This window comes from Paenibacillus aurantius (genome assembly GCF_032268605.1).
Lineage (GTDB): Bacteria > Bacillota > Bacilli > Paenibacillales > NBRC-103111 > Paenibacillus_AO > Paenibacillus_AO aurantius.
In genome coordinates this window covers 46,764-67,323 of the sequence record NZ_CP130318.1, presented here as the reverse complement: position 1 = coordinate 67,323, position 20,560 = coordinate 46,764, and the positions used below count along the sequence as shown (strand labels likewise).

Annotated in this window: 25 protein-coding genes; 1 reads left to right on the top strand and 24 read right to left on the bottom strand. The window is 55.0% G+C overall.

Annotated features, from left to right (window positions below; translation table 11 throughout):
- Positions 1-189: 189 nt before the first annotated feature.
- The 22 genes from nuoK to upp all read right to left on the bottom strand — a co-directional run bounded on the left by nuoK (position 190) and on the right by upp (position 18,301).
- Positions 190-501 (bottom strand): NADH-quinone oxidoreductase subunit NuoK, encoded by a 312-nt coding sequence (gene nuoK / locus MJA45_RS00350; protein ID WP_315605342.1) that lies wholly within the window; start codon positions 499-501, stop codon positions 190-192.
- A gap of 3 nt (positions 502-504) precedes the next feature.
- Positions 505-1,032 carry an NADH-quinone oxidoreductase subunit J gene (locus MJA45_RS00345; protein WP_315605341.1) on the bottom strand — a complete coding sequence of 176 codons (528 nt, stop codon included), beginning with the start codon at positions 1,030-1,032 and terminating at the stop codon, positions 505-507.
- Complete coding sequence (gene nuoI, locus MJA45_RS00340) at positions 1,022-1,477, bottom strand: NADH-quinone oxidoreductase subunit NuoI (protein WP_315607908.1); 456 nt, start codon at positions 1,475-1,477, stop codon at positions 1,022-1,024. Before nuoI ends, MJA45_RS00345 begins: the two co-directional genes overlap by 11 nt.
- A gap of 22 nt (positions 1,478-1,499) precedes the next feature.
- Positions 1,500-2,510 (bottom strand): NADH-quinone oxidoreductase subunit NuoH, encoded by a 1,011-nt coding sequence (nuoH, locus tag MJA45_RS00335; RefSeq protein WP_315605340.1) that lies wholly within the window; start codon positions 2,508-2,510, stop codon positions 1,500-1,502.
- Positions 2,510-3,610: an NADH-quinone oxidoreductase subunit D gene (locus MJA45_RS00330; RefSeq protein WP_315605339.1), complete on the bottom strand. Its 1,101-nt coding sequence runs from the start codon at positions 3,608-3,610 to the stop codon at positions 2,510-2,512. The genes nuoH and MJA45_RS00330 overlap by 1 nt, the downstream gene beginning before the upstream one ends.
- Before the next feature lie 3 nt (positions 3,611-3,613).
- Positions 3,614-4,666: an NADH-quinone oxidoreductase subunit C gene (locus MJA45_RS00325; RefSeq protein ID WP_315605338.1), complete on the bottom strand. Its 1,053-nt coding sequence runs from the start codon at positions 4,664-4,666 to the stop codon at positions 3,614-3,616.
- On the bottom strand, positions 4,663-5,181 hold the full coding sequence (locus tag MJA45_RS00320; RefSeq protein WP_315605337.1) for a NuoB/complex I 20 kDa subunit family protein: 519 nt from the start codon (positions 5,179-5,181) through the stop codon (positions 4,663-4,665). Before MJA45_RS00320 ends, MJA45_RS00325 begins: the two co-directional genes overlap by 4 nt.
- Positions 5,166-5,531 carry an NADH-quinone oxidoreductase subunit A gene (locus MJA45_RS00315; protein WP_315605336.1) on the bottom strand — a complete coding sequence of 122 codons (366 nt, stop codon included), beginning with the start codon at positions 5,529-5,531 and terminating at the stop codon, positions 5,166-5,168. The genes MJA45_RS00320 and MJA45_RS00315 overlap by 16 nt, the downstream gene beginning before the upstream one ends.
- Positions 5,532-5,737: 206 nt before the next feature.
- Positions 5,738-6,799, bottom strand: coding sequence for a Gfo/Idh/MocA family protein (locus tag MJA45_RS00310; protein WP_315605335.1), 1,062 nt, complete (start codon positions 6,797-6,799; stop codon positions 5,738-5,740).
- Positions 6,800-7,229: 430 nt separating this feature from the next.
- Entirely contained in the window at positions 7,230-8,615 is a 1,386-nt protein-coding gene (locus tag MJA45_RS00305; protein WP_315605334.1) for an extracellular solute-binding protein, read from the bottom strand.
- A gap of 199 nt (positions 8,616-8,814) precedes the next feature.
- Positions 8,815-9,216 (bottom strand): F0F1 ATP synthase subunit epsilon, encoded by a 402-nt coding sequence (locus MJA45_RS00300; protein WP_315605333.1) that lies wholly within the window; start codon positions 9,214-9,216, stop codon positions 8,815-8,817.
- A 169-nt stretch (positions 9,217-9,385) separates the two neighbouring features.
- Positions 9,386-10,792: a F0F1 ATP synthase subunit beta gene (gene atpD, locus MJA45_RS00295; protein ID WP_315605332.1), complete on the bottom strand. Its 1,407-nt coding sequence runs from the start codon at positions 10,790-10,792 to the stop codon at positions 9,386-9,388.
- 41 nt (positions 10,793-10,833) lie between these two features.
- Positions 10,834-11,700, bottom strand: coding sequence for an ATP synthase F1 subunit gamma (gene atpG / locus MJA45_RS00290; RefSeq protein WP_315605331.1), 867 nt, complete (start codon positions 11,698-11,700; stop codon positions 10,834-10,836).
- 113 nt (positions 11,701-11,813) lie between these two features.
- A complete protein-coding gene (atpA, locus tag MJA45_RS00285; protein ID WP_315605330.1) occupies positions 11,814-13,328 on the bottom strand; it encodes a F0F1 ATP synthase subunit alpha in 1,515 nt (504 codons plus the stop codon).
- 16 nt (positions 13,329-13,344) lie between these two features.
- Positions 13,345-13,896, bottom strand: coding sequence for a F0F1 ATP synthase subunit delta (locus MJA45_RS00280; RefSeq protein WP_315605329.1), 552 nt, complete (start codon positions 13,894-13,896; stop codon positions 13,345-13,347).
- Complete coding sequence (gene atpF, locus MJA45_RS00275) at positions 13,893-14,378, bottom strand: F0F1 ATP synthase subunit B (protein ID WP_315605328.1); 486 nt, start codon at positions 14,376-14,378, stop codon at positions 13,893-13,895. Before atpF ends, MJA45_RS00280 begins: the two co-directional genes overlap by 4 nt.
- Positions 14,379-14,469: 91 nt before the next feature.
- A complete protein-coding gene (gene atpE, locus MJA45_RS00270) occupies positions 14,470-14,694 on the bottom strand; it encodes a F0F1 ATP synthase subunit C (protein WP_315605327.1) in 225 nt (74 codons plus the stop codon).
- A gap of 113 nt (positions 14,695-14,807) precedes the next feature.
- The gene (gene atpB / locus MJA45_RS00265; protein WP_315605326.1) at positions 14,808-15,611 is read right to left on the bottom strand and encodes a F0F1 ATP synthase subunit A; all 804 of its coding nucleotides are present in this window, start codon (positions 15,609-15,611) and stop codon (positions 14,808-14,810) included.
- Positions 15,611-16,021 carry an ATP synthase subunit I gene (locus tag MJA45_RS00260; protein WP_315605325.1) on the bottom strand — a complete coding sequence of 137 codons (411 nt, stop codon included), beginning with the start codon at positions 16,019-16,021 and terminating at the stop codon, positions 15,611-15,613. The genes atpB and MJA45_RS00260 overlap by 1 nt, the downstream gene beginning before the upstream one ends.
- Positions 16,014-16,247, bottom strand: coding sequence for an AtpZ/AtpI family protein (locus MJA45_RS00255; protein ID WP_315605324.1), 234 nt, complete (start codon positions 16,245-16,247; stop codon positions 16,014-16,016). Before MJA45_RS00255 ends, MJA45_RS00260 begins: the two co-directional genes overlap by 8 nt.
- A 194-nt stretch (positions 16,248-16,441) precedes the next feature.
- A complete protein-coding gene (wecB, locus tag MJA45_RS00250; protein WP_315605323.1) occupies positions 16,442-17,593 on the bottom strand; it encodes a non-hydrolyzing UDP-N-acetylglucosamine 2-epimerase in 1,152 nt (383 codons plus the stop codon).
- 78 nt (positions 17,594-17,671) lie between these two features.
- The gene (upp, locus tag MJA45_RS00245) at positions 17,672-18,301 is read right to left on the bottom strand and encodes a uracil phosphoribosyltransferase (RefSeq protein ID WP_315605322.1); all 630 of its coding nucleotides are present in this window, start codon (positions 18,299-18,301) and stop codon (positions 17,672-17,674) included.
- A gap of 90 nt (positions 18,302-18,391) precedes the next feature.
- Here upp and MJA45_RS00240 point away from each other — a divergent pair, with 90 nt between their 5' ends.
- The gene (locus MJA45_RS00240; RefSeq protein ID WP_315605321.1) at positions 18,392-18,538 is read left to right on the top strand and encodes a hypothetical protein; all 147 of its coding nucleotides are present in this window, start codon (positions 18,392-18,394) and stop codon (positions 18,536-18,538) included.
- Here MJA45_RS00240 and MJA45_RS00235 read toward each other — a convergent pair.
- Together MJA45_RS00235 and MJA45_RS00230 are read right to left on the bottom strand one after the other, a co-directional pair.
- Complete coding sequence (locus MJA45_RS00235; protein WP_315605320.1) at positions 18,535-19,788, bottom strand: serine hydroxymethyltransferase; 1,254 nt, start codon at positions 19,786-19,788, stop codon at positions 18,535-18,537. The two genes, MJA45_RS00240 and MJA45_RS00235, sit on opposite strands and share 4 nt — an antisense overlap.
- A 61-nt stretch (positions 19,789-19,849) precedes the next feature.
- The gene (locus tag MJA45_RS00230) at positions 19,850-20,470 is read right to left on the bottom strand and encodes a TIGR01440 family protein (RefSeq protein WP_407083094.1); all 621 of its coding nucleotides are present in this window, start codon (positions 20,468-20,470) and stop codon (positions 19,850-19,852) included.
- Between the last annotated feature and the right edge of the window lie 90 nt (positions 20,471-20,560).

Genomic DNA, 20,560 nt, shown 5'->3' with positions numbered 1-20,560 from the left:
AGGAAGTGCTAAGCTTACTCGTAGAGTAAGGTGACTTCGTAAGCATTTGCTGGGTTTTCCCAGAGGGAAAGCCACTTCGTAAGGAACTGCTAAGCTTACTCGTAGAGTAAGGTGACTTCGTAAGCATTTGCTGGGTTTTCCCGAAGGGAAAGCCACTTCGTAAGGAACTGCTGGAGCGGAAAGCCCCGGTTAATGCTTCATCGAGTCCATCTCGGTCACGTCGGCCGTGCCTTTGTTGCGGTACAGCGCAATCAGAAGGGCAATGCCCACCGCCGCCTCCGCCGCCGCGACCGTAATGTTGAACAAGGAGAAGATTTGACCCGTCAGGGACGGATTGACGCCCATCTTGGAGAAGGCGATCAAGTTCAGGTTAACGCCGTTCAGCATAAGCTCGATGGACAGCAGCACAACCACGGCGTTCTTCTTCGCCAAGGCGCCGTACAAGCCGATGCAGAACAGAATCGCCCCGAGCGTCAAATAAGGAGTCAGCACGTCGCTCATCCGTTAATCCTCCTCCCTCTTCGCCACCACGATCGCCCCGATGAAGGCCACGGTCAGCAGCACCGACATCAGCTCAAACGGAATGACATGAACGTTAAAGAGCAGCTTGCCAATCTCAAGGGTATTTTTCTCCTGGACCTCCAAAGCTTGAGCCGGGAATGTCGAGTTCTGGATGGCATAGAACAGAAAGCCGAACAGCCCGAGAACCCCTACGAGCAGGAGACCGTTGTGCCACGGACGCTTGGGCTCTTCTTCCTCTTCCCCCTGGTGCTTGGTCATCATGATACCGAAAATCATCAGGATGGAGATGGCTCCCGCGTAAATCAGCACCTGGACGAACGCGACGAACTCCGCATTAAGCAGCACATAGAGTCCGGCCAGACTGATAAAGGTTAAGGCCAGCGCCGTAACCATGTGCACGACCCGGGTCAGGCTGATCATGGAGACCGCCCCGCCGATGGCCAGCACGGCAAAGATAAAGAACATGATGTTGCTTCCGCTGGACAAATAGTCCATCAGATTAGTCAGCATCCTTCTTCGCCCCTCCCTTCGGAAGTGCGGAATTGTTCTCCTGCCGGATGTTCACGTTGTTGTCGTTCAGCCATTCGAGGTTCTTGAACAGCTCGTCGCGGCTGTAAGACGCAAGCTCGAAGTTGTTCGTCATCACAATGGCTTCCGTCGGGCAAACCTCCGTACACAGGTCGCAGAGAATGCAGAGCTCGAAGTTAATGTCGTACGTGTCGATGACCTTTCCCTTCTTCTCAGGATCGGGATTCTTCTTGCCGGTCAGCGTGATGCATTCCGTCGGACAGATCCGGGCGCACTGGTTGCAGACGATGCACTTCTCCGGGTCAAAATGCTGAATCCCCCGGAACCGGTCCGGCATTTCGAGTGGGACGTCCGGGTAGGCGTATGTGATTTTTTTCTGGGTCATGTTTTTGAGGGTTATGCCCATTCCCTTGATCAGGCCCTTCACAGCCATCACCTCTCTAGGCTCGTTATTTCACGAACAGCTCCATGTAGGCAGCGGTAACGAAGATATTAACCAGGGACAACGGCAGCAGAACCTTCCAGCCCATTCCCATCAGCTGATCGACCCGGATTCTCGGCATGGTGGCGCGCAGCCAGAACAGGAAGAACACCACAAAGGCAAACTTCAGCAGGAACCACAGAATGCCCGGGATGAAATCCAGGAAGCCGAAGGGAGCATGCCAGCCGCCCAGGAACAACACCGTGGTCATGGATGCAATGGCGAACACGTAGACGTACTCCGCCAGCATGAAGAAGGCAAAACGGAATCCGCTGTACTCGACGTGATACCCCGCCACAAGCTCCGATTCCGCCTCCGGCAGGTCAAAGGGCGTCCGGTTCAGCTCGGAGATGGCCGCGATGACGAACACGATGAATCCGATAATCTGGGGCAGAAAGTTCCAGTGCCAGAACCCGCCTGCTTGCCAGGCGACAATGTCTCTGAGATTCAAACTGCCTGCCATCATGATGACCCCTACCACGGAGATGACCAGCGGGATTTCGTAGGAAATCATCTGGGCGGCGGACCGCATGCCTCCGAGCAGCGCATATTTGTTGTTGGAGGCCCATCCCCCGAGCACGATCCCGATCGTCGAAATGCCCGACAAGGCTACGTAGTACAGAATTCCCACGTCAAGGTTCGCGTTGTACAAATTTTCAGAGAACGGAATGGTGGCCAGCACAACGAACGAAGGAACGAACGTAATGATCGGAGCGATAATAAAAAGGTACCTCTCCGCCTTGTTCGGAATCGTGTCTTCTTTAATGAGCAGCTTCGTCACGTCCGCCACCGTTTGCAGCAGTCCCAGCGGGCCGACCCGGTTCGGGCCGATCCTCAGCTGCATCCAGCCGATGACCTTGCGTTCAAAATAGATGGCGTAGGTAACGAATCCGAGAACGAGCAGCAGCATGATGATCCCGAAGAGGAGAAAGAGAAAAAAGGATCCCCACGTCAAGCCCTGCGTCAGAAGATCGCCCATCAGCAGTCTACCTCCCCGACGACAATATCGATTCCACCCAGTATCGTGATCAGGTTCGTCATCGTTTCCCCGACCAAGAGCTTCGGTAAAATTTGCAGGTTTACAAAGGATGGTCTACGGAACTTCAGCCGGTACGGCTTATCCTTTCCTTTGGAAACGATATGCACGCCGATTTCCCCCCGGGGGGACTCGATGCCGGCGTATACTTCCCCTTCGGGTACCCTCAGGACACGCGGTACTTTGCCCATCGTTTCCCCGCCTTCGGGGAACTGCTCCAGCGCCTGCTCCAGAATACGGAGCGACTGCTTGATTTCTTCCATACGGATAAGATAGCGGTCATAGCAATCTCCTCCGTCCCGCACCGGCACGTCGAATTCGAAGCGGTCGTAGATGCAGTAAGGCTGAGCCTTGCGCAGGTCCCAATCCACACCGGTGCAGCGAAGGTTGGCTCCGCTTAGTCCGAAATCGATGGCCGTTTGGGCATCGTATTTGCCGATCCCCTTGATCCGCGCCAGGAAAATCTCATTTCCGCTCACCAGATTATGGTATTCCTCGAGCTTTTCTTTCATGTACGGGACGAATTCCCGCACCTTCTGGATCCAGCCATCGGGAGCATCCCATTTCACGCCTCCAACCCGCATGTAGTTGTAGGTCAGCCGCGCTCCGCACAACTCGTTAAACAGATTGATGATGATCTCCCGGTCCCGGAAGGCAAAAAGAAACGGGCTCATCGCCCCGATGTCGAGCAAATACGTTCCCCACCAAACCATGTGGCTCGCAATCCGCTGGAGCTCCATGACGATGAGACGAAGAAATTCCGCCCGTTCGGGAATTTCCAGGCCCATCAGCTTCTCTACCGCGTTCACCAGGACATAGTTGTTGGTCATCGCGGATACATAATCCATGCGGTCCGTATAGGGAATGATTTGGGTATAGGTCAAATTCTCGGCCAGCTTCTCGGTCCCGCGGTGCAGGTATCCCATCACGGGGATCGCTTCGGTGATGATCTCCCCGTCCAGCTTGACAATGATGCGGAACACTCCATGCGTACTCGGATGCTGCGGGCCTACATTAAGCAGCAGCTCTTCTGTGCGTATCACTGGTTACACCTCCGGGTCAATCGGTTCGTAATCTTTGCGCAGCGGATACCCGACCCAATCATCCGGCATCATAATGCGGCGCAAATCGGGGTGGCCCGGAAAATCCACTCCAAGCAAGTCATAAATCTCCCGCTCATTCCAATTCGCCGTCGCCCAGACGGGAGTAACGGATGGCACCGAGGGCTGGTCGCGGTCCGTTTTCACCTTGACGCAGTATTCCTGCTTCGTTTCCAGGGAGATGAGATGGTAAACGACCTCCAGATGCGTTTCCATGTCCGTCCCGGTCACATTGCGCAAGTAGTTCTGCCTGAGCTCCTCATGGGTCTTCAGAAGCCCGGCGGCGGCCACCCAATGCTCCGGAGCCATCACGAGAGTCGGACAGTCCCCGTCCTTCTCGTTGATGTAGGCCTCCGCGACCGCCTCGGCTCCCACCGCCTCCTTCAGCAGCTCGACCACGCGGTCGAGCCTCGGCTGGTTCGGCGAAGGTGCCTTCGGCTCCGCGGGCGCGGCGTCCTCGGCCGCCTTGGCGGCTCTTGCCGCAGCCCGCGCGGCGCGCGCCTCTTCGGCGGCCTTGGCCTTCGCTTCCGCGTCGCCGCCAGCCGGCGCGCCGTCGCCTGCGGCTCCCGCAGCGGCCGCTCGAGCCGCTCTTGCCGCGGCACGCGCTTCGCGGGCTTCCGCCGCCGCGCGCGCCTTCGCCTCGGCCTCCGCGTCGCCATCGGCAGCCGCGCTCCCGCCGCCGGCATCAGCCGCCTTCGCCGGCTCACCGCCCGCCGGGGCGGGCTCTGCGCTCGCTTCGTCCGATGACGGCTTGGCTGCCACGAGCGGTGCTTCCTCGCCCTTCACCGGCTCAGCCGGCTCCGCTCCTTTCGCCGGGGCTTCGCTTCCTCCGACCGGGACGGAAGCCTCGCCTTCTACCGGCAAGCCTGCCGTCTCGGATGTTTTCGGCTCTAGTCCCGCCTCCCCGCCTTCCACCGGCTTGCCTGCCGGCTCGGATGCTTTCGGCTCTTGTCCGGTTTCTCCCCCGGCGGGGACGGAATCCTTTTTCTCCTCGGTCATCGGCTGGTCACCCGCTTCCCGGTCTTCGCTTCATAGCGGATTTTCTCCTGCAGCTTGTTGATGCCATAGATAAGCGCAGCCGGATTAGGCGGGCAGCCCGGGATGTACACATCGACCGGCACGACTTGGTCGACTCCTTTGACGACGGCATAGGACTTGATATACGGTCCCCCTGCCGTTGCACAGGAGCCCATGGCGATAACCCATTTCGGCTCCGGCATCTGGTCGTACAGCCTTCTGAGCAGCGGGGCCATTTTCTTCGTGACGGTTCCCGCCACAATCATCACGTCCGACTGCCGGGGCGAAGTCCGGAAGATTACCCCGAACCGGTCCAGGTCATAGTGAGAAGCTCCGGTTCCCATCATCTCGATGGCGCAGCAGGCCAGTCCGAAAGTAAGCGGCCAGAGGGAGTTGCTGCGGGCCCACGCCTTCAGTTGTTCGAGGGTTGTTAGGAATACATTGCGTTCGAGCTCTTCCCGTTCCTCGGGAGTCACCGATTCTAAAGAGAAGTCCATTGCAGCACCTTCTTCTTCCAGGCATAGAGTAGACCCACCACAAGGAGGGCGACGAAAATACACATTTCCACGAGCACAAACAACCCGAGCTGGTTATACGCAACCGCCCATGGGTACAGGAAGACCGTTTCCACATCAAAAATAACAAACATTAACGCAAAGAGGTAATACCGGATGTTGAACCGGACCTGCCCCTCGCCGACGGGTTCGTTACCGCTTTCATAAGTCGTCAGCTTCTCCGACAACGGCTTGCTGGGCCGGAGCAGACGCCCTATCGTGAGTGCGGCCGCCGGAAGAAACAGACCCAACGCCAGAAAGATGGCCACAATCACATAATTGTTGGTATACATTCGACCGGATCCCCTCCGTTCTTCTGTTATAAACACCTTCACAATTATATCAAATGTCTCAATTTTTTGTCTAACTAATTCCTGATCCATCCAACATTGCGCTTTCTTAACCAGCTTTGTTCCAAAAAATTGAACCGGGAGAAGGAATACCCCCGGTTCAAATGGTCAGATCCCTATAGACGCATGCCGTTTCCCAATCGCTTACTTCAGGAGAAGCGGACTTCCTTGCCCGTTTCGGCGGACTCATAAATGGCGCAAAGAATTTTCATCATCTCGACGCCATCCTCCACCGGACTTCTCGTCTCTTTCTGTCCGAGTAAAGTATCAATAAAATGATTGATTTCATTCTGAAAGGCATCCTTGAAATCGAAACGTAAATTGTTCACCTGGGGGGTAATATTCAGAATGGTATCATGATTTTCCGTCACCAGATGTAGTTCCGGCTCCAGCTCCGCGCCTCCCCGTTCGCCAAATATCGCCACGGACAGAACATCCTGCTTGGCATGAAGCGTAAAACTTACGTCCACCATCAGGGAAGCCCCGTTCTCGAAGCGGATCAGCGCGTTGGCAAGATCCTCTACCGTGTTTTTCGAAGCATCGTAATCGGACGCCTTATAGAAGTCCAGGTTTTTGATGTTGGATCGATTGCCCAACCGGTTATAGGTATTTCCGGATACGGACTTTACTTTGGGCTGCCCCATGAGATACCAGCAAATATCAATGAGATGAACTCCAAGGTCGATCAACGGACCGCCGCCGGAACGTTCCGCATCGGCAAACCATCCCCCGGGGTTGCCCAATCTGCGCAGGCAGGAAGCCTTGGCGTAATAGATCGGACCCAGTTCCTCATGATCGATAAATTGCTTTACAATTTGGTTGTTGCTTGCATATCTCCTGACAAACCCTACCTGAAGCACCTTCCCGCTGCGGCGAACGGCCTCTTCTACACGCAAAGCCTCCTCTACCGTTATGCAAAGCGGCTTTTCCACCAATACATGCTTACCCGCCTCCAACGCGGCAATGGCAATTTCGGCATGGGAATTGTTCCAGGTACAGATGCTAACCCCCTGCAGCTCCGGAAGGGCAAGGATCTCCTTGTAATCGGTAAAAACCTTCTTAGCGCCATAGGCTGAGGCTTTCGCCTTCGCCCTTTCCTCATTCAAATCACAAACCGCATAGATCTCCGCATGGGGATTGTTTTGGTAAGAGTTGAAATGAACCTCCGAAATGGAACCCGCGCCGATAATGCCAATTTTTAATTTTGTCATAGCCAATCCTCCCTCATAATCAAAACCTTCTCAAAACGGCCAAGCCAGCTCAATTCCTTGACGGACAATCGGCGACTGGAAACCCGCCCCCCTCTATCACATGAAGCTCCCCTGCATGACGAACCTTCACGAAGCGAACCCGTTCCAACCGATCATCCCTGACACCCTTTTTGACCATTAATCGGAATCGTTGGTACTTATGTAGTTTATTTACCTCGCAAACATACTACCATTTACATTTTTATATAGTCAACTGGTTTTTATGTGGTTCATTAAGTGGTTGGTCTTAGTACTTTATCCACGCATTTCTCCTCAGGACTTCCTAATTTCGGGATTCCGAGCACACAAAAAAAAGCGGACCCGAATTGTCCGCTTTTCGTTCATATCGCTCAAAAGATAATAGGAAAATTCTCTTCGCTTGCCGCTTCTCCTATGGCATTGATGGCTCAGGCTCTAGTTTTAATTGTTTATTAAACAGCCGAATCAGCCCTTCCTCGTCGACCAATTGGGAGAAATATTCTCCTAAACATTCTCCCAATACTTTCAATTCTTCCATGGTTAACTGAAGCCGATCATGGGTCGCATAATAGGAAATCAATTCCCTATGAAGCTCCAACCGCGCAGGTTGATTCGGCAATTCGGTCTGTACGGATTCCGCAACCAATCGATTGGCCGGCAGGCTGAACGTATGACGGCGAATGTTCCTCTGGCTTTCTTCCGAAAGAAGGTAATCCGCAAAGCACTTTGCTTCTTCCTTGTTGGCGGACATGGCCCCTATGGCAATGCCGGTTGTCAACAGAAGCGTATCATGGGTACGAAACTTCGGGAGAGGGGAAATGTCGAAGGGAAAATCGGCATCCTTTAGTTGATTCAGACGGTAATAGGTCGTCAGGATGACCGATACCTTTTGCTGCTTGAACAGTTTCTCGGCATCATGGTCACCGAACGAAATCACCAGGGGGTATAAGCCGTCTTCATGGATCAGAGAACGGATAAATCGCAGCAAGGCCAGCATTTCCGGATCCTCAGGCTTCAGAAAATCGTTCTCATCCCTCCGAAATTGCGCAAGGTTCTGCAAAAGAAAGATAGGCCAACGGGTATACGAGGATAAGTGAAAATACAAGCCAAACCGATTCGGAGCCACCACCTTGGCCAATGTTTCGCGCAACTCCTGCCAATCCCAGCTGCTGTCGGGCTCAAACAGCCGGCGTTCCCGGAAATGATCTTTGTTGTAACAAAGGACAACCGGCGAAAAAACAAACGGCCTCACGAACAAGGCACCCTCTTCCATCGCGAATAAGTCATTCAAGAAGGGGTACGTTTCCTGCTGGGGGGGTAACGGTTCCAGTACGTTCAATTGATTCGTTTCCCGGAAGTGAACGTAATCATTATGATTTAGGGTAAGTACGTCAACGATTCCGGATTCCAGCAGCTCCTTGACGTTATCCGCTTGAAAATAGGGAAGTTTTAGCGCCTCTATTCGGATATGGGGATGCTCTGCCTGGAACTTTTCGATAAGCTCGCCCATATTAGCTTCTTCGTACAGGGACGGGTACACACCAAAGCGAACTACCTTTTGCTGGGGAGCCATAACCTGGGAGCCAACCCTAGGGAGCTTGACGATCATCTTTTCTTCTACCAGTTTATCCAGTATGAGACGTACGGAGTTCTTGCTCAAATGGAACTGTTCGGCCAATGCCGTCTCCGCAGGCAAATAATCGCCGGGCTTGTAAACCCCGGTCAAAATGTTATGACGAATGGAATTCAGCATCTCGTTTAATCGGTTCTGAAAAGTATTACGGTCCGGTTTGGCCATCCTGCTTGCTCCTTAAAGAGAAAAATAATTCCCATTCTGCCCTCGATTAGTCTATTCTAGTCTATGTATAGTATACAAAATTATCGAAATGATGACCAGAATGTGCGGTTTATAAACCAGACGACTGATTTAGCCTTCACATCGTTTTCCGCATACAAAAAAAGCAGAGGGAATCCCTCTGCTTTTCGGTGGTCTTGCTTTATTTGCCGGCCACGTCCAACCGGTTCAAGGCCCGCTGAAGCGCCATTTCGGCACGGCGGAAGTCCAGCTCGTCCTGTTTGCTTCCTCCCAGACGCTTCTCGGCTCTCTCCTTGGCGGAGCGGGCCCGTTCCACGTCGATATCGGCAGGCAGCTCGGCCGATTCGGCCAGGATGACGACCTTGTCTTTGCGCACTTCCATAAAGCCGCCGTTTACGGCGATGAGCTCCGTGGAATTGCCCTTTTTGATTTTGACGGGAGCGATCTTAAGAGGAGTCACCAACGGAATGTGGTTTGGCAAAATCCCCAGCTCACCGGCTACCCCTTTGACAACGATCATATCCGCTTCTTCCGCGTATACTTTGCGCTCCGGGGTAACGATCTCCAACAAGAAAGTACTCACGTGCAACCCTCCTTCCAGGTTTCCCGGGGGAAACCCCTTCATGAAGCAACTGCTTTATACAATTCATCCACCGACCGGGGGAAGCGTGCCCGGGGAACCGGCGTCGGCGCCGCTTCGTTTATGCCTTTCCGGATCGTTTTTCCCGCTTTCGATGGATGAGGAATGGGTCTTACAGGGTTTTGGCTTTCTCTACCGCTTCTTCGATCGTCCCTACGTACATGAAGGCTGCTTCCGGAAGATCGTCGTGCTTGCCTTCCAGCAGTTCTTTGAAGCTGCGGACGGTTTCTTTAACCGGAACGTATTTACCCGAAATCCCCGTGAACTGCTCGGCTACGTGGAAAGGCTGAGACAAGAAGCGCTCGACCTTACGGGCACGCTGTACGGTCAGTTTGTCCTCGTCGGACAATTCGTCCATACCGAGGATGGCGATGATATCTTGAAGCTCTTTGTAGCGCTGAAGCAGACGCTTAACGCCTTGAGCCACTTCATAGTGTTCTTCCCCAACCACTTCCGGAGCCAGGATCCGCGAGGAAGACGCCAACGGGTCAACCGCCGGGAAGATCCCTTTCTCGGAAATTTTACGCTCCAGGTTGGTCGTAGCGTCCAAGTGAGCAAACGCCGTAGCCGGAGCCGGGTCAGTGTAGTCATCCGCCGGAACGTAGATCGCCTGTATCGACGTAACGGAACCGGTTTTGGTGGAGGTGATCCGCTCTTGCAGCTGGCCCATTTCGGTAGCCAGGGTTGGCTGGTAACCTACCGCCGAAGGCATACGTCCCAGAAGGGCCGAAACCTCGGAACCGGCTTGGGTAAAGCGGAAGATGTTGTCGACGAAGAGCAGCGTATCGCGGCCTTCTTGGTCACGGAAGTGCTCGGCCATGGTCAGACCGGACAAGGCGACGCGAAGACGTGCACCCGGAGGCTCGTTCATCTGGCCGAAGACCATCGCCGTTTTGCTGATAACGCCGGAGTCCTTCATCTCGTGGTAAAGGTCGTTCCCTTCACGGGTTCTTTCCCCTACCCCGGCGAATACGGAAATCCCGCCGTGCTCCTGGGCGATGTTATTGATAAGCTCCTGGATCGTAACGGTCTTCCCTACGCCGGCACCGCCGAAGAGGCCGATCTTACCGCCCTTGGCATAAGGAGCCAACAGGTCGATAACTTTGATCCCGGTTTCCAGAATTTCCGCCTGCGTAGACAGCTGATCGAACGAAGGAGCCGCTTTGTGAATCGGGCTCGTATACGTGCGGTCTACCGGCTCATCGGAGTCGATCGCTTCTCCCAGGACGTTAAACACGCGGCCCAGGGTAGCATTCCCTACCGGAACGGTAATCGGGACGCCGAGGTCAACGGCTTCCATTCCGCGAACCACGCCGTCCGTGGTGGACATGGCTACGCAGCGAACGGAATTGTCTCCCAGGTGAACGGCAACTTCAACGGTAAGGTCGATGTCGTGCTCGCCGGCAGTCTGCGCTTTTTTCTCGATTTTGATCGCATTCAGGATTTCAGGCAGTTGTCCGCGTTCGAACTCGATGTCGACAACCGGACCTGTTACCTGGATAACGCGTCCTTTGCTCATTGTATACCCTCCTAAAACTTCATTAACAACGCTCTATATCATTAAGACTGGGAATTGGCACCTGCCACAATTTCCGTGATTTCCTGAGTGATGGCAGCCTGACGGGCACGGTTGTAAACAATGGTCAAGCTGGAGATCAGCTTGGTCGCATTCTTCGTCGCGCTGCCCATGGCAGTCATCCGGGCGCCGAACTCACTTGCCTTTCCTTCCAAGACGGCACTGTAAATCAAGGTTTCCGCATATTTCGGGAGCAGAACCTCGAGTACGCCTTCTGGAGACGGTTCGTATTCGTAGTTGGCGACAGCCCCGGTGCTTGATCCCTGGAGGTCATCCAGAGGAAGAAGCCGCTTCTCTACAGGGGTTTGGGAAATGGCATTGTTAAACCGGTTATAAACCAAATAGAGTTCGTCATAGGATCCGTTCTCGAAGTTGCGCACGGCAGCCGAAGCAACGGATCGAATATCGGCGAAGCTCGGCGAATCCGGTAGTCCCGTCACTTCCTCCACGATCGGAATATTCCGCTTGCGGAAGAAATCACGGCCCTTACGGCCGATAACGAAGACGGCGTATTCGCTGGTCGATTGGTGCCTTTCCCGAATGGTGTTCAGGACTTTACGCAGAACGTTGGCGTTGTATCCGCCGGCAAGCCCGCGGTCCGATGTGATGACCAGGTATCCGGTGCGCTTGATCTCCCGGCTTTGGAGCATGGGGTGCTTAACCCCTTTGGTGCCGGCCGCAATGCTGGCTACCACGTCCTTGATCTTATCCGCATAAGGACGGGCTGCTTCGGCGCTGTTCTGGGCGCGCTTCAACTTGGATGCCGCCACCATCTCCATCGCCTTCGTGATCTGCTTCATGTTCTGCTTGCTCTTGATTTGGCGTTTGATTTCGCGTATTCCTTTGGCCACTTTTTCACCACCTAGAAGTTTTCCCTTGGGAAAACGGACTTCACTAACATCACCCTGCCCCGAAACGGTCGGAACAAGGGGTTAGGCTTGCTTGCGCAAGCCTGGTTCTATCTTTACGCCGATACGGCAAATCCTTTGAGGAACTTGGTGATGGCTTCACCCAGTGCTTTTTCGTTATCCGCTACAATATCTTTCGTATCGCGGATGGAAGCGAGAATTTCCGGATGGCTGGAATCCAGGAACGCCAGGAATTCCTTCTCGAAGCGGCCGATATCCTGAACCGGAACTTCGTCCAGGTAGCCTTTGATAACGGAGTAAATGCTCACAACCTGCTTCTCAACCGGAAGCGGCTGGTTTACCCCTTGCTTCAGAATTTCCAGCGTACGGGCACCGCGGTTCAGACGGGCCTGGGTCGATTTATCGAGGTCGGAACCGAACTGGGCGAAAGCCGCCAGCTCGCGGTAAGCCGCAAGATCCAGACGGAGCGTACCCGCTACCTTCTTCATTGCTTTGATCTGAGCCGAGCTACCTACCCGGGATACGGAGATACCAACGTTAACCGCCGGACGCTGACCGGAGTAGAACAGGTCGGACTCCAGGAAGATCTGGCCGTCCGTAATGGAGATAACGTTCGTCGGAATGTACGCCGACACGTCACTCGCTTGGGTTTCGATGAACGGAAGGGCCGTCAGGGACCCGCCGCCCAGTTCATCGTTCAATTTAGCGGAGCGCTCCAGCAAGCGGGAGTGCAGGTAGAATACGTCACCCGGATAAGCTTCGCGGCCCGGAGGACGTCTCAGAAGCAGGGACAGCTCGCGGTAAGCGGCTGCTTGTTTGGTCAAGTCATCGTAGATAACGAGCACGTGCTCGCCTTTGTACATGAAGTACTCACCCATGGAGCATCCGGCAAATGGAGCCAGGAACAGCAGCGGGGACGGTTCGGAAGCACTTGCGGTTACGACGATGGTGTAGTCCATTGCACCGAAACGGCGGAGGGTTTCCACAACGCCGGCAACCGTGGACTGCTTCTGTCCGATGGCCACGTAAATACATTTTACGCCGTTGCCCTTCTGGTTGATGATCGTATCGATAGCGATCGCCGTTTTACCGGTCTGACGGTCCCCGATGATCAATTCCCGCTGGCCGCGGCCGATAGGAATCATCGCGTCGATTGCTTTGATCCCGGTCTGCATCGGCTCGTGAACCGATTTACGGGCCATAACGCCAGGCGCCGGGGATTCCACCGGACGGAATTGCGTCGTATTGATCGGACCCTTGCCGTCAAGCGGCTGGCCCAGAGGGTTAACGACACGGCCGAGGAGTTCTTCCCCTACCGGTACTTCCATGATGCGTCCCGTACGCTTCACTTGGTCTCCTTCACGGATATCCGTGAATGGCCCCAGGATAACGATACCGACGTTGTTTTCTTCGAGGTTAAGAGCCATCCCCATTACGCCGTTAGCAAATTCCAACAGCTCTCCGGACATGACGTTCTCAAGACCGTGAGCACGGGCGATCCCGTCACCGACTTGAATAACCGTACCTACGTCAAAAACTTGAATTTCCGATTTATATTGTTCAATTTGACTTTTAATCAGCGTGCTGATTTCTTCAGGTCTGATACTCAACTATCCTCACCCCTATCTACAGTGCTTGTGATCCTGCCAAAGTCTTCTGCAGCCTGTTCAGCTTACCGGACAAGCTGCCGTCATACAGACGATCGCCGATGCGAACCTGCAGCCCACCGAGCAGGCTGGAATCTATCACGTTCTCGACGCGGATGGTTTTGCCGGTCAGCTGGCCGAATTGAGCCGCGATGTGCTCGGTTTCCTCTGCCGTAAGCGGCAGGGGAGTCGTGACGATCGCCTTCGCCTGGCCCAGCTCTTCATTCGCGATTTTGACATAGTCGTTCAACAGGTAAGGAAGCAGGGACTCGCGCCCTCTGTCTACCAGGAGACGCAGCGTATTGAATACGGCCTCCGAGACCTTACCTTCGTATATCCCGGTTAAGAGATTGGTTTTGACGGAAGCGTCCAGGTTAGGATGTTCCAGCAGACGGCGGAAGTCGGCGTTCTCTCGAATAGAAGAAACGACAGCCGCCAGCTCTTCCTCGACCTGGGCGATTTGGTTCCGGCCTCTGGCCACTTCGAAAAGCGCCTTGGCATACCGCTTCGCTACGATCGTGTCCTGGCTCATTGCTTGCCTCCTACCTCTTGCAGGTATTGGTCAATCAACTGCTCCTGGGACTTCTGATCGACTTGCTTCTCGATAATTTTCGAAGCGATCAACACGGACATAGCGCTGACTTGACTGCGCAGAGCCGCAACCGCTTTGTTCTTCTCGTTCTCGATATCTTTAAGAGCCTCTTCCTTAAGACGGCCGGCTTCCGCTTTGGCGTTCTGAATGAGCTCATCCGCCTGGCGTCCGCTCGTCTGTCTGGCCTGCTCCAGAATATCATAAGCTTCCTTGCGGGCCGTTTCGATCGCCTGCTTCTGTTCAGCGAGAAGCTGTTCCGTCTGCTTGCGGTTCGATTCGGCGGTTTGGATCTGTTCCTGAACGAGCTCTTTGCGCTTCTCCATGATGCTGAACAAAGGACCGAACGCATACTTTTTGAGGAGCCAGAAGAGGATCAGGAATGCCACGAGCTGGATAAAAAACGAAGACCATACTATATGCACCGAACGTCACTCCTTTCTGAGCGATGGGGTAATCCGTTAAAGGCAAAACGAAGGCGTGGAGGCTGTGGCCATCCCCGCCAATCCGTCATCATTAAGCTTGGCCGTAGAAAATGAAAGCCAATACGAGGGTGATAACCGGCAGGGCCTCGACCAGCGCAACCCCGATAAACATCGTCGTTTGAAGCGTTCCGCGAAGCTCAGGCTGACGGGAAATTCCCTCTACCGTACGTCCTACGATCAAACCGTTACCGATACCGGCGCCCAAGGCACCCAGACCAAACACGATTGCTGCTGCTACTAATGCTAAAGCTCCCATTGATAAATATCCTCCCTAAATTTCAATTTAATGAGTGGTTAACTTATATTCACCCGAACTTGTTAGATTCAGAGATCCGCATTCGAGGTAAATCCTTGTTGCCTGCTGTGAAACTAGTGGCTGTGCTCTTCATGTATGATCGCTTGAGACATATACACCATCGTCAGCATAACGAATACGAAGGCTTGAATCGCGCCAACGAACACACTAAAGCCCTGCCAGACGATCAGAGCCGGGATTCCGAACCAGCTCAAGCCTTTGATGACCGCAATCATCACCTCGCCGGCATAGATATTCCCGTATAGACGAAGAGCGAGAGACAGCGGCTTGGCGACTTCCTTGATCAGGTTAAGCGGCAGGAAAGGAATGTACGGGTCGACATAGTGCTTCAAGTAGTACTTCCGGTTTCTTCTCAAGCCTTCAAAGTGGGTCAGCCCGATAACCAGCACGGTTAGAGCTCCCGTAACGGCAACGTCGGCTGTCGGGGATTTGTACCAGGAGACCTCAACCCCATGGGACTCGGTTCCTTTGGCTTCCGCTTTATGGTGAGCCTCATCCAGCTGCTCCTGCGTGACGAATTCCTGACCGAATGCGCTGGCCGGCTTCTCATGCTCGGTAATGATCGCTGCCGGCAGCCCCAGCATATTTCCTACGAAAATATACATAATGAGAGCCAGGCCCAAGCTAAGATAGAGTTTGCCTTTTTTGAAATCCATCGTGGATCCGATGATGTTAACGACAAATTCGATAACCCATTCCAGGAAGTTCTGCATCTTGGTCGGATTGGTGACCGAAGCGTTGCGGACGGCCATCAAACCAAGGATAAGCACAATCGCGCTGGTAACCAGAATCATCAGAATGACGGACAGATCGAATTCGATGCCGCCCAGGTGAATAATCGGTGCAATGTGTTCCATTATTCTTTTTCACCCCTTTCATCGGAAGAGTCTGAATCTTTGGATCTTGCCGTAGAAAGATAACCCAGTACGAGTGTTGCCAACTGCGAAAAAATTAATCCAACAATAGTGGCGAATAAATCGAAATGAAGCGTCCGGGTGGAAACCAGTACGGCCAGCAGCGCAAAGGCGGCTCTGGTCGGATACCCGAGAGTGACTCTTCGGCCGGTCCGTTCGGCTGCAGCTCCCCCAACCTTATGTACCTTCCAGCCCAAGTGATACATATTGATCACGCTTGCAAGCACGCCGATAACCAGCCCCCCAAAAATCGGCTGATACCGAGGGAAGACCGCCCAGCAAAGAAAGCAAACGGACAAAAAAAAGAAGGATATTCGGGTCACTCGTTTAAGATGAACCAGCAAGTCAGTCATGGTTGTCCTCCGCAAAGAGTCGGATCAGGAAGAATACACCGACACCGCCGATGACCAATCCTGCCATAAGCCCGACCAGCGTCCAAAGCTGTCCGCCTCCGAACCGGTCATCGAGCTTGGAACCGATCCAGTAGCCCGCTCCGACACAAACGGCCAGGTCCGCCCCCATGGCGCTGACGATAGCCGCCCCCCGCCAAGGGTTCTCATCGGATTTGCGATCTTTCATCTTAACCTCCTAACGAAGTCACCTGAAACACCCTAGTAATCCTCATTCATTTTATCTAAGTAAAGTTCGGTTTGTCAATTATTATAAATTGGAACACTTTGTGAACGGAAGTGGGAAAAACCCTTGAGAATCAAGCATTTTTCCCATTTCCAAACCACACAGTAGAACTGTACAGTGTGACCCTGTGATCTTGGTTACAGCTTATTCGCGGAGAACGGTTTCGGAGGCTCCTCGTTTTTGTCAAAATGGTGAAGAATGGCTTGGACGATCCGCTCCGATGCGTGGCCGTCGCCGTACGGGTTGGCCGCCTGACTCATCCGCCGGTACAGCTCTTCATCCGTCAGGAGAGCCCTTGCCCGGTTGAACACATGATCCTCGTCGGAGCCCGCAAGCTCAAGCGTTCCGGCTTCGATGCCCTCGGGACGCTCGGTCGTGTCGCGCAGCACCAACACCGGAATGCCGAAGGACGGGGCTTCTTCTTGAATGCCGCCGGAGTCGGTCAGAATCAGGTGGGTATGCGGGAAAAAGTTGTGCACGTCCATAACATCGACCGGATCAATGAGCTTGATGCGCGGATGATCGCCGAGAATTTCGTAGGCCGGCTCGCGGACGGCCGGGCTCAGATGAACCGGATAGACGATGGCGATATCCTCGAACTCATCGGCGAGCCTTCTGACGGCCCGGAAGATTTGCCGGTGCGGCTCCCCTTGGGACTCTCTCCGGTGAGCGGTCATGAAGATGAGACGCTTGCCTTCCGCCCATTCGAGCACCGGATGCTGATAATCCTGCTTAACCGTGTACTGGAACACGTCCGTAGCGGTGTTTCCGGTTATGTAGATCGTCTCCGGATTCTTGTTCTCCTTCAGCAGGTTGCCGGCCGACCAGTCCGTAGGGGCAAAATGCAGGTCGGCCAGGACGCCGGTCAGCTGGCGGTTCATTTCCTCCGGATACGGGGACAGCTTGTTCCACGTGCGCAGGCCCGCTTCCACATGGCCGACCTTGATCTGCTGGAGGAAGGCGGCGTAGCTCGCGAGGAACGTCGTCAGCGTATCCCCGTGGACCAGGACGATATCGGGCTTCGCTTCCGTAAAAACGGGCTCCAGTCCCTGAAGCACGCGAACGGTCAATTCCTGCAAGGTCTGGCGGTCCTTCATGACATCCAGGTCATAATCGGCCTTGATGCGGAATACCTCCAGCACCTGGTCCAGCATTTGACGGTGCTGCGCCGTCAGACAGACGACCGATTCGATCTTATCGGGATGCTTTTCCAATTCCAAAATAAGCGGAGCCATCTTGATCGCTTCGGGTCTCGTGCCGAAAACAGTCATTACTTTGATACGACTCATGCGTTTCATTCCCCCGTTTCGCTTGTCTGTTGGCTCATCCCGGCAAGCCTCTAGCTTAAGCCCGGACAAGCGGTCCTTCTACTTCGTTCCGAACAGGCGGTCCCCCGCGTCTCCCAAGCCGGGAACAATGTAGCCGTGGTCATCTAGGTGATCGTCTATGGCGGCTACGTAAATATCGATATCCGGATGCGCTTCCTGCATCGCCTTGATGCCTTCCGGAGCGGCAATCAGGCACATCAGCTTGATCTGGGTGCACTGCCGCTTCTTGAGCACGTCGATGGCGGCGATCGCCGAGCCCCCGGTGGCGAGCATCGGGTCAATCACGATCAGCTCGCGCTCGAGCACGTCGGTCGGAAGCTTGACGTAATATTCCACCGGCTGCAAGGTTTCGGGGTCGCGGTACAAACCCACATGGCCGACCTTGGCGGCCGGAAGCAGCTTGAGGATGCCGTCCACCATGCCGAGGCCCGCCCGAAGAATCGGAATGAGGCCGAGCATGCGGCCGGAAATGATTTTACCGTCGGTCGTTGTGACCGGTGTCTTGACTTGGATCGTCTCGAGCGGAATTTCCCTCGTAATTTCATAAGCCATCAGCGTGGCGACTTCATCGACCAGTTCGCGGAAGTCCTTGGTCGTGGTATTCTCATCCCGTATGTAGGTGAGCTTATGCTGAATCAGCGGATGGTCGCAAATAAATACTTTACCCATAACAGTCCTCCCGAGCGTCGTTTAGCCCTTCTTTAACTCCTGATGCCTGACAAACCTCGTACATTATACCATAAACATCCTCGTATAATCTTGTCCAAAAAAGAGCGCGAATACCCGGACGGACCGAACGGAGCCCGTCCCTTGCCGAAAGCGGCCGATACCGTCCATGCCAAAAGAAAAGGCTCCCTCGCAAGGGAGCCGGATGCCGCCCGAACGGGCGCCTGTTTCCTGGATTAAGCTTCGTATTTCATGTTGGCGTAGAGAGGGAACTGCGCGGTCAGATCGCGGACCATGCCGCGGGCTTTCTCGTGCACCGAGCTGTCGTCCGGATTCTTCAGCGTCATGGCGATAATCTCGGCGATCTTCTTCATCGCTTCCTGATCCATGCCGCGGGAAGTAGCCGCCGGTGTTCCGAGCCGGATGCCGCTTGTGACGAATGGGCTCGTCGGGTCGAACGGAATGGCGTTCTTGTTGGCCGTTACGCCCACTTCGTCGAGAAGATGCTGGGCGGCTTTACCTGTCATGTTGATGCTGCGCAGATCAACCAGAATCAGGTGGTTGTCGGTTCCGCCCGATACGATGTTCAAGCCTTCAGCGGCCAAGGATTCGGCCAGCGTAGCGGCGTTCTTCACGACATTCTCCTGATACGTCTTGAAATCAGGCTGCAGGGCTTCGCCGAAGGAAACGGCTTTCGCCGCGATAACGTGCATCAGCGGTCCGCCCTGGGTTCCCGGGAACACGGCCTTGTCGATTTCCCGTGCCCAAGGCTGCTTGCAGAGAATCAAGCCGCCGCGGGGACCGCGAAGCGTTTTGTGTGTGGTCGAGGTCACGAAATGAGCGTGCGGAACCGGGTTCGGATGAAGACCTGCCGCTACCAGACCTGCGATGTGCGCCATATCTACCATGAACAGGGCGCCCACATCGTTCGCGATCGAAGCGAAGGCTTCGAAATCGATGGTGCGCGGATAAGCGCTCGCTCCGGCCACGATCAGCTTCGGACGATGCTTGAAGGCCGCCTTGCGGACTTCGTCGTAGTCGATGCGGAACGTGTTCGGATCAACGCCATACGCCACGAAGTTATAGAGCAGGCCGGACGCGTTCGCCGGGTTACCGTGCGTTAGATGGCCGCCATGGGCCAAGTTCATGCCGAGGATGGTGTCTCCCGGCTTGACGGTGGCGAGATAAACGGCCAGGTTCGCTTGAGCGCCCGAATGGGGCTGAACGTTCGCGTGCTCGGCTCCGAAAATTTCCTTCACGCGGTTGCGGGCAATGTCCTCCACCACGTCGACGTGCTCGCAGCCGCCGTAGAAGCGCTTGCCGGGATAGCCTTCGGCGTACTTGTTCGTCAGCACGGTGCCCAGGGCATCCAGCACGGCCTCGCTGACGAAGTTCTCCGAGGCGATCAGTTCAATGTTGTCGCGCTGGCGGTTGAGCTCCTTGCTCATGGCCGCCAACACTTCCGGATCCTGCTTGCGTAAATGTTCCATGTTCGATTCCTCCCCATTGATTAAAAGGCGGTTCAAGCCCGCTTATCCTGCCATCCCAAACTCAGTCACACGTTCCGGCATCCGTCACCGTCTCGACCACATAGACGGCACGGGCGCCGCCAATCAGCTTCGGCCTCGTGTAGGCCATGGAGACGGGGGCCTCCCCGATCATCCGCACGGAGGAGCGGAGCGGCACGGCTACCGGGATCAGGTGCATCCCGATCAGCGTTCCTCCGATATCGATTCCGGCGTGAGCCCGGATCGTCTCCACCACTACCGGCTGCTTCAGCTTGCGGAAGGCGTATGCCGCCATCGACCCGCCTGCCCGCGGAACCGGAATCACCGATACCGGTTCGAGCAGAGGGTACCTCGAGAGCAGCTCCTTTTCCACCACAAGCGCGCGGTTCAAATGCTCGCAGCACTGGAAAGCGGGGAAGAAGCCGATTCGCCCGCGGACCCTTTGCACGCCTTCGAAGATGGCGGCTGCCGCCTCCTCGCTCCCGGCCGTCCCGATATGCCGCCCGATCACTTCGCTTGTGCTCGTCCCGATGACGACAATCTGGCCCTCTTCGACCTTTCCGGCCTGGACCAGCTCCGTCAGCGCGGTTTCCACACGCTGCGACAGATCCGCCTCCGGGTCCCACTCCGGCTGTCCCGCCCGGTTCGCTTCGTTCTCCTTCACCGCCATCACGCCTCCTTGCCGAATTTTCGGATTCTGGTGCCTTACCTTGCGGATAAGACACTGCGAGGCCCCTACCTCCCGGCCTCCTGC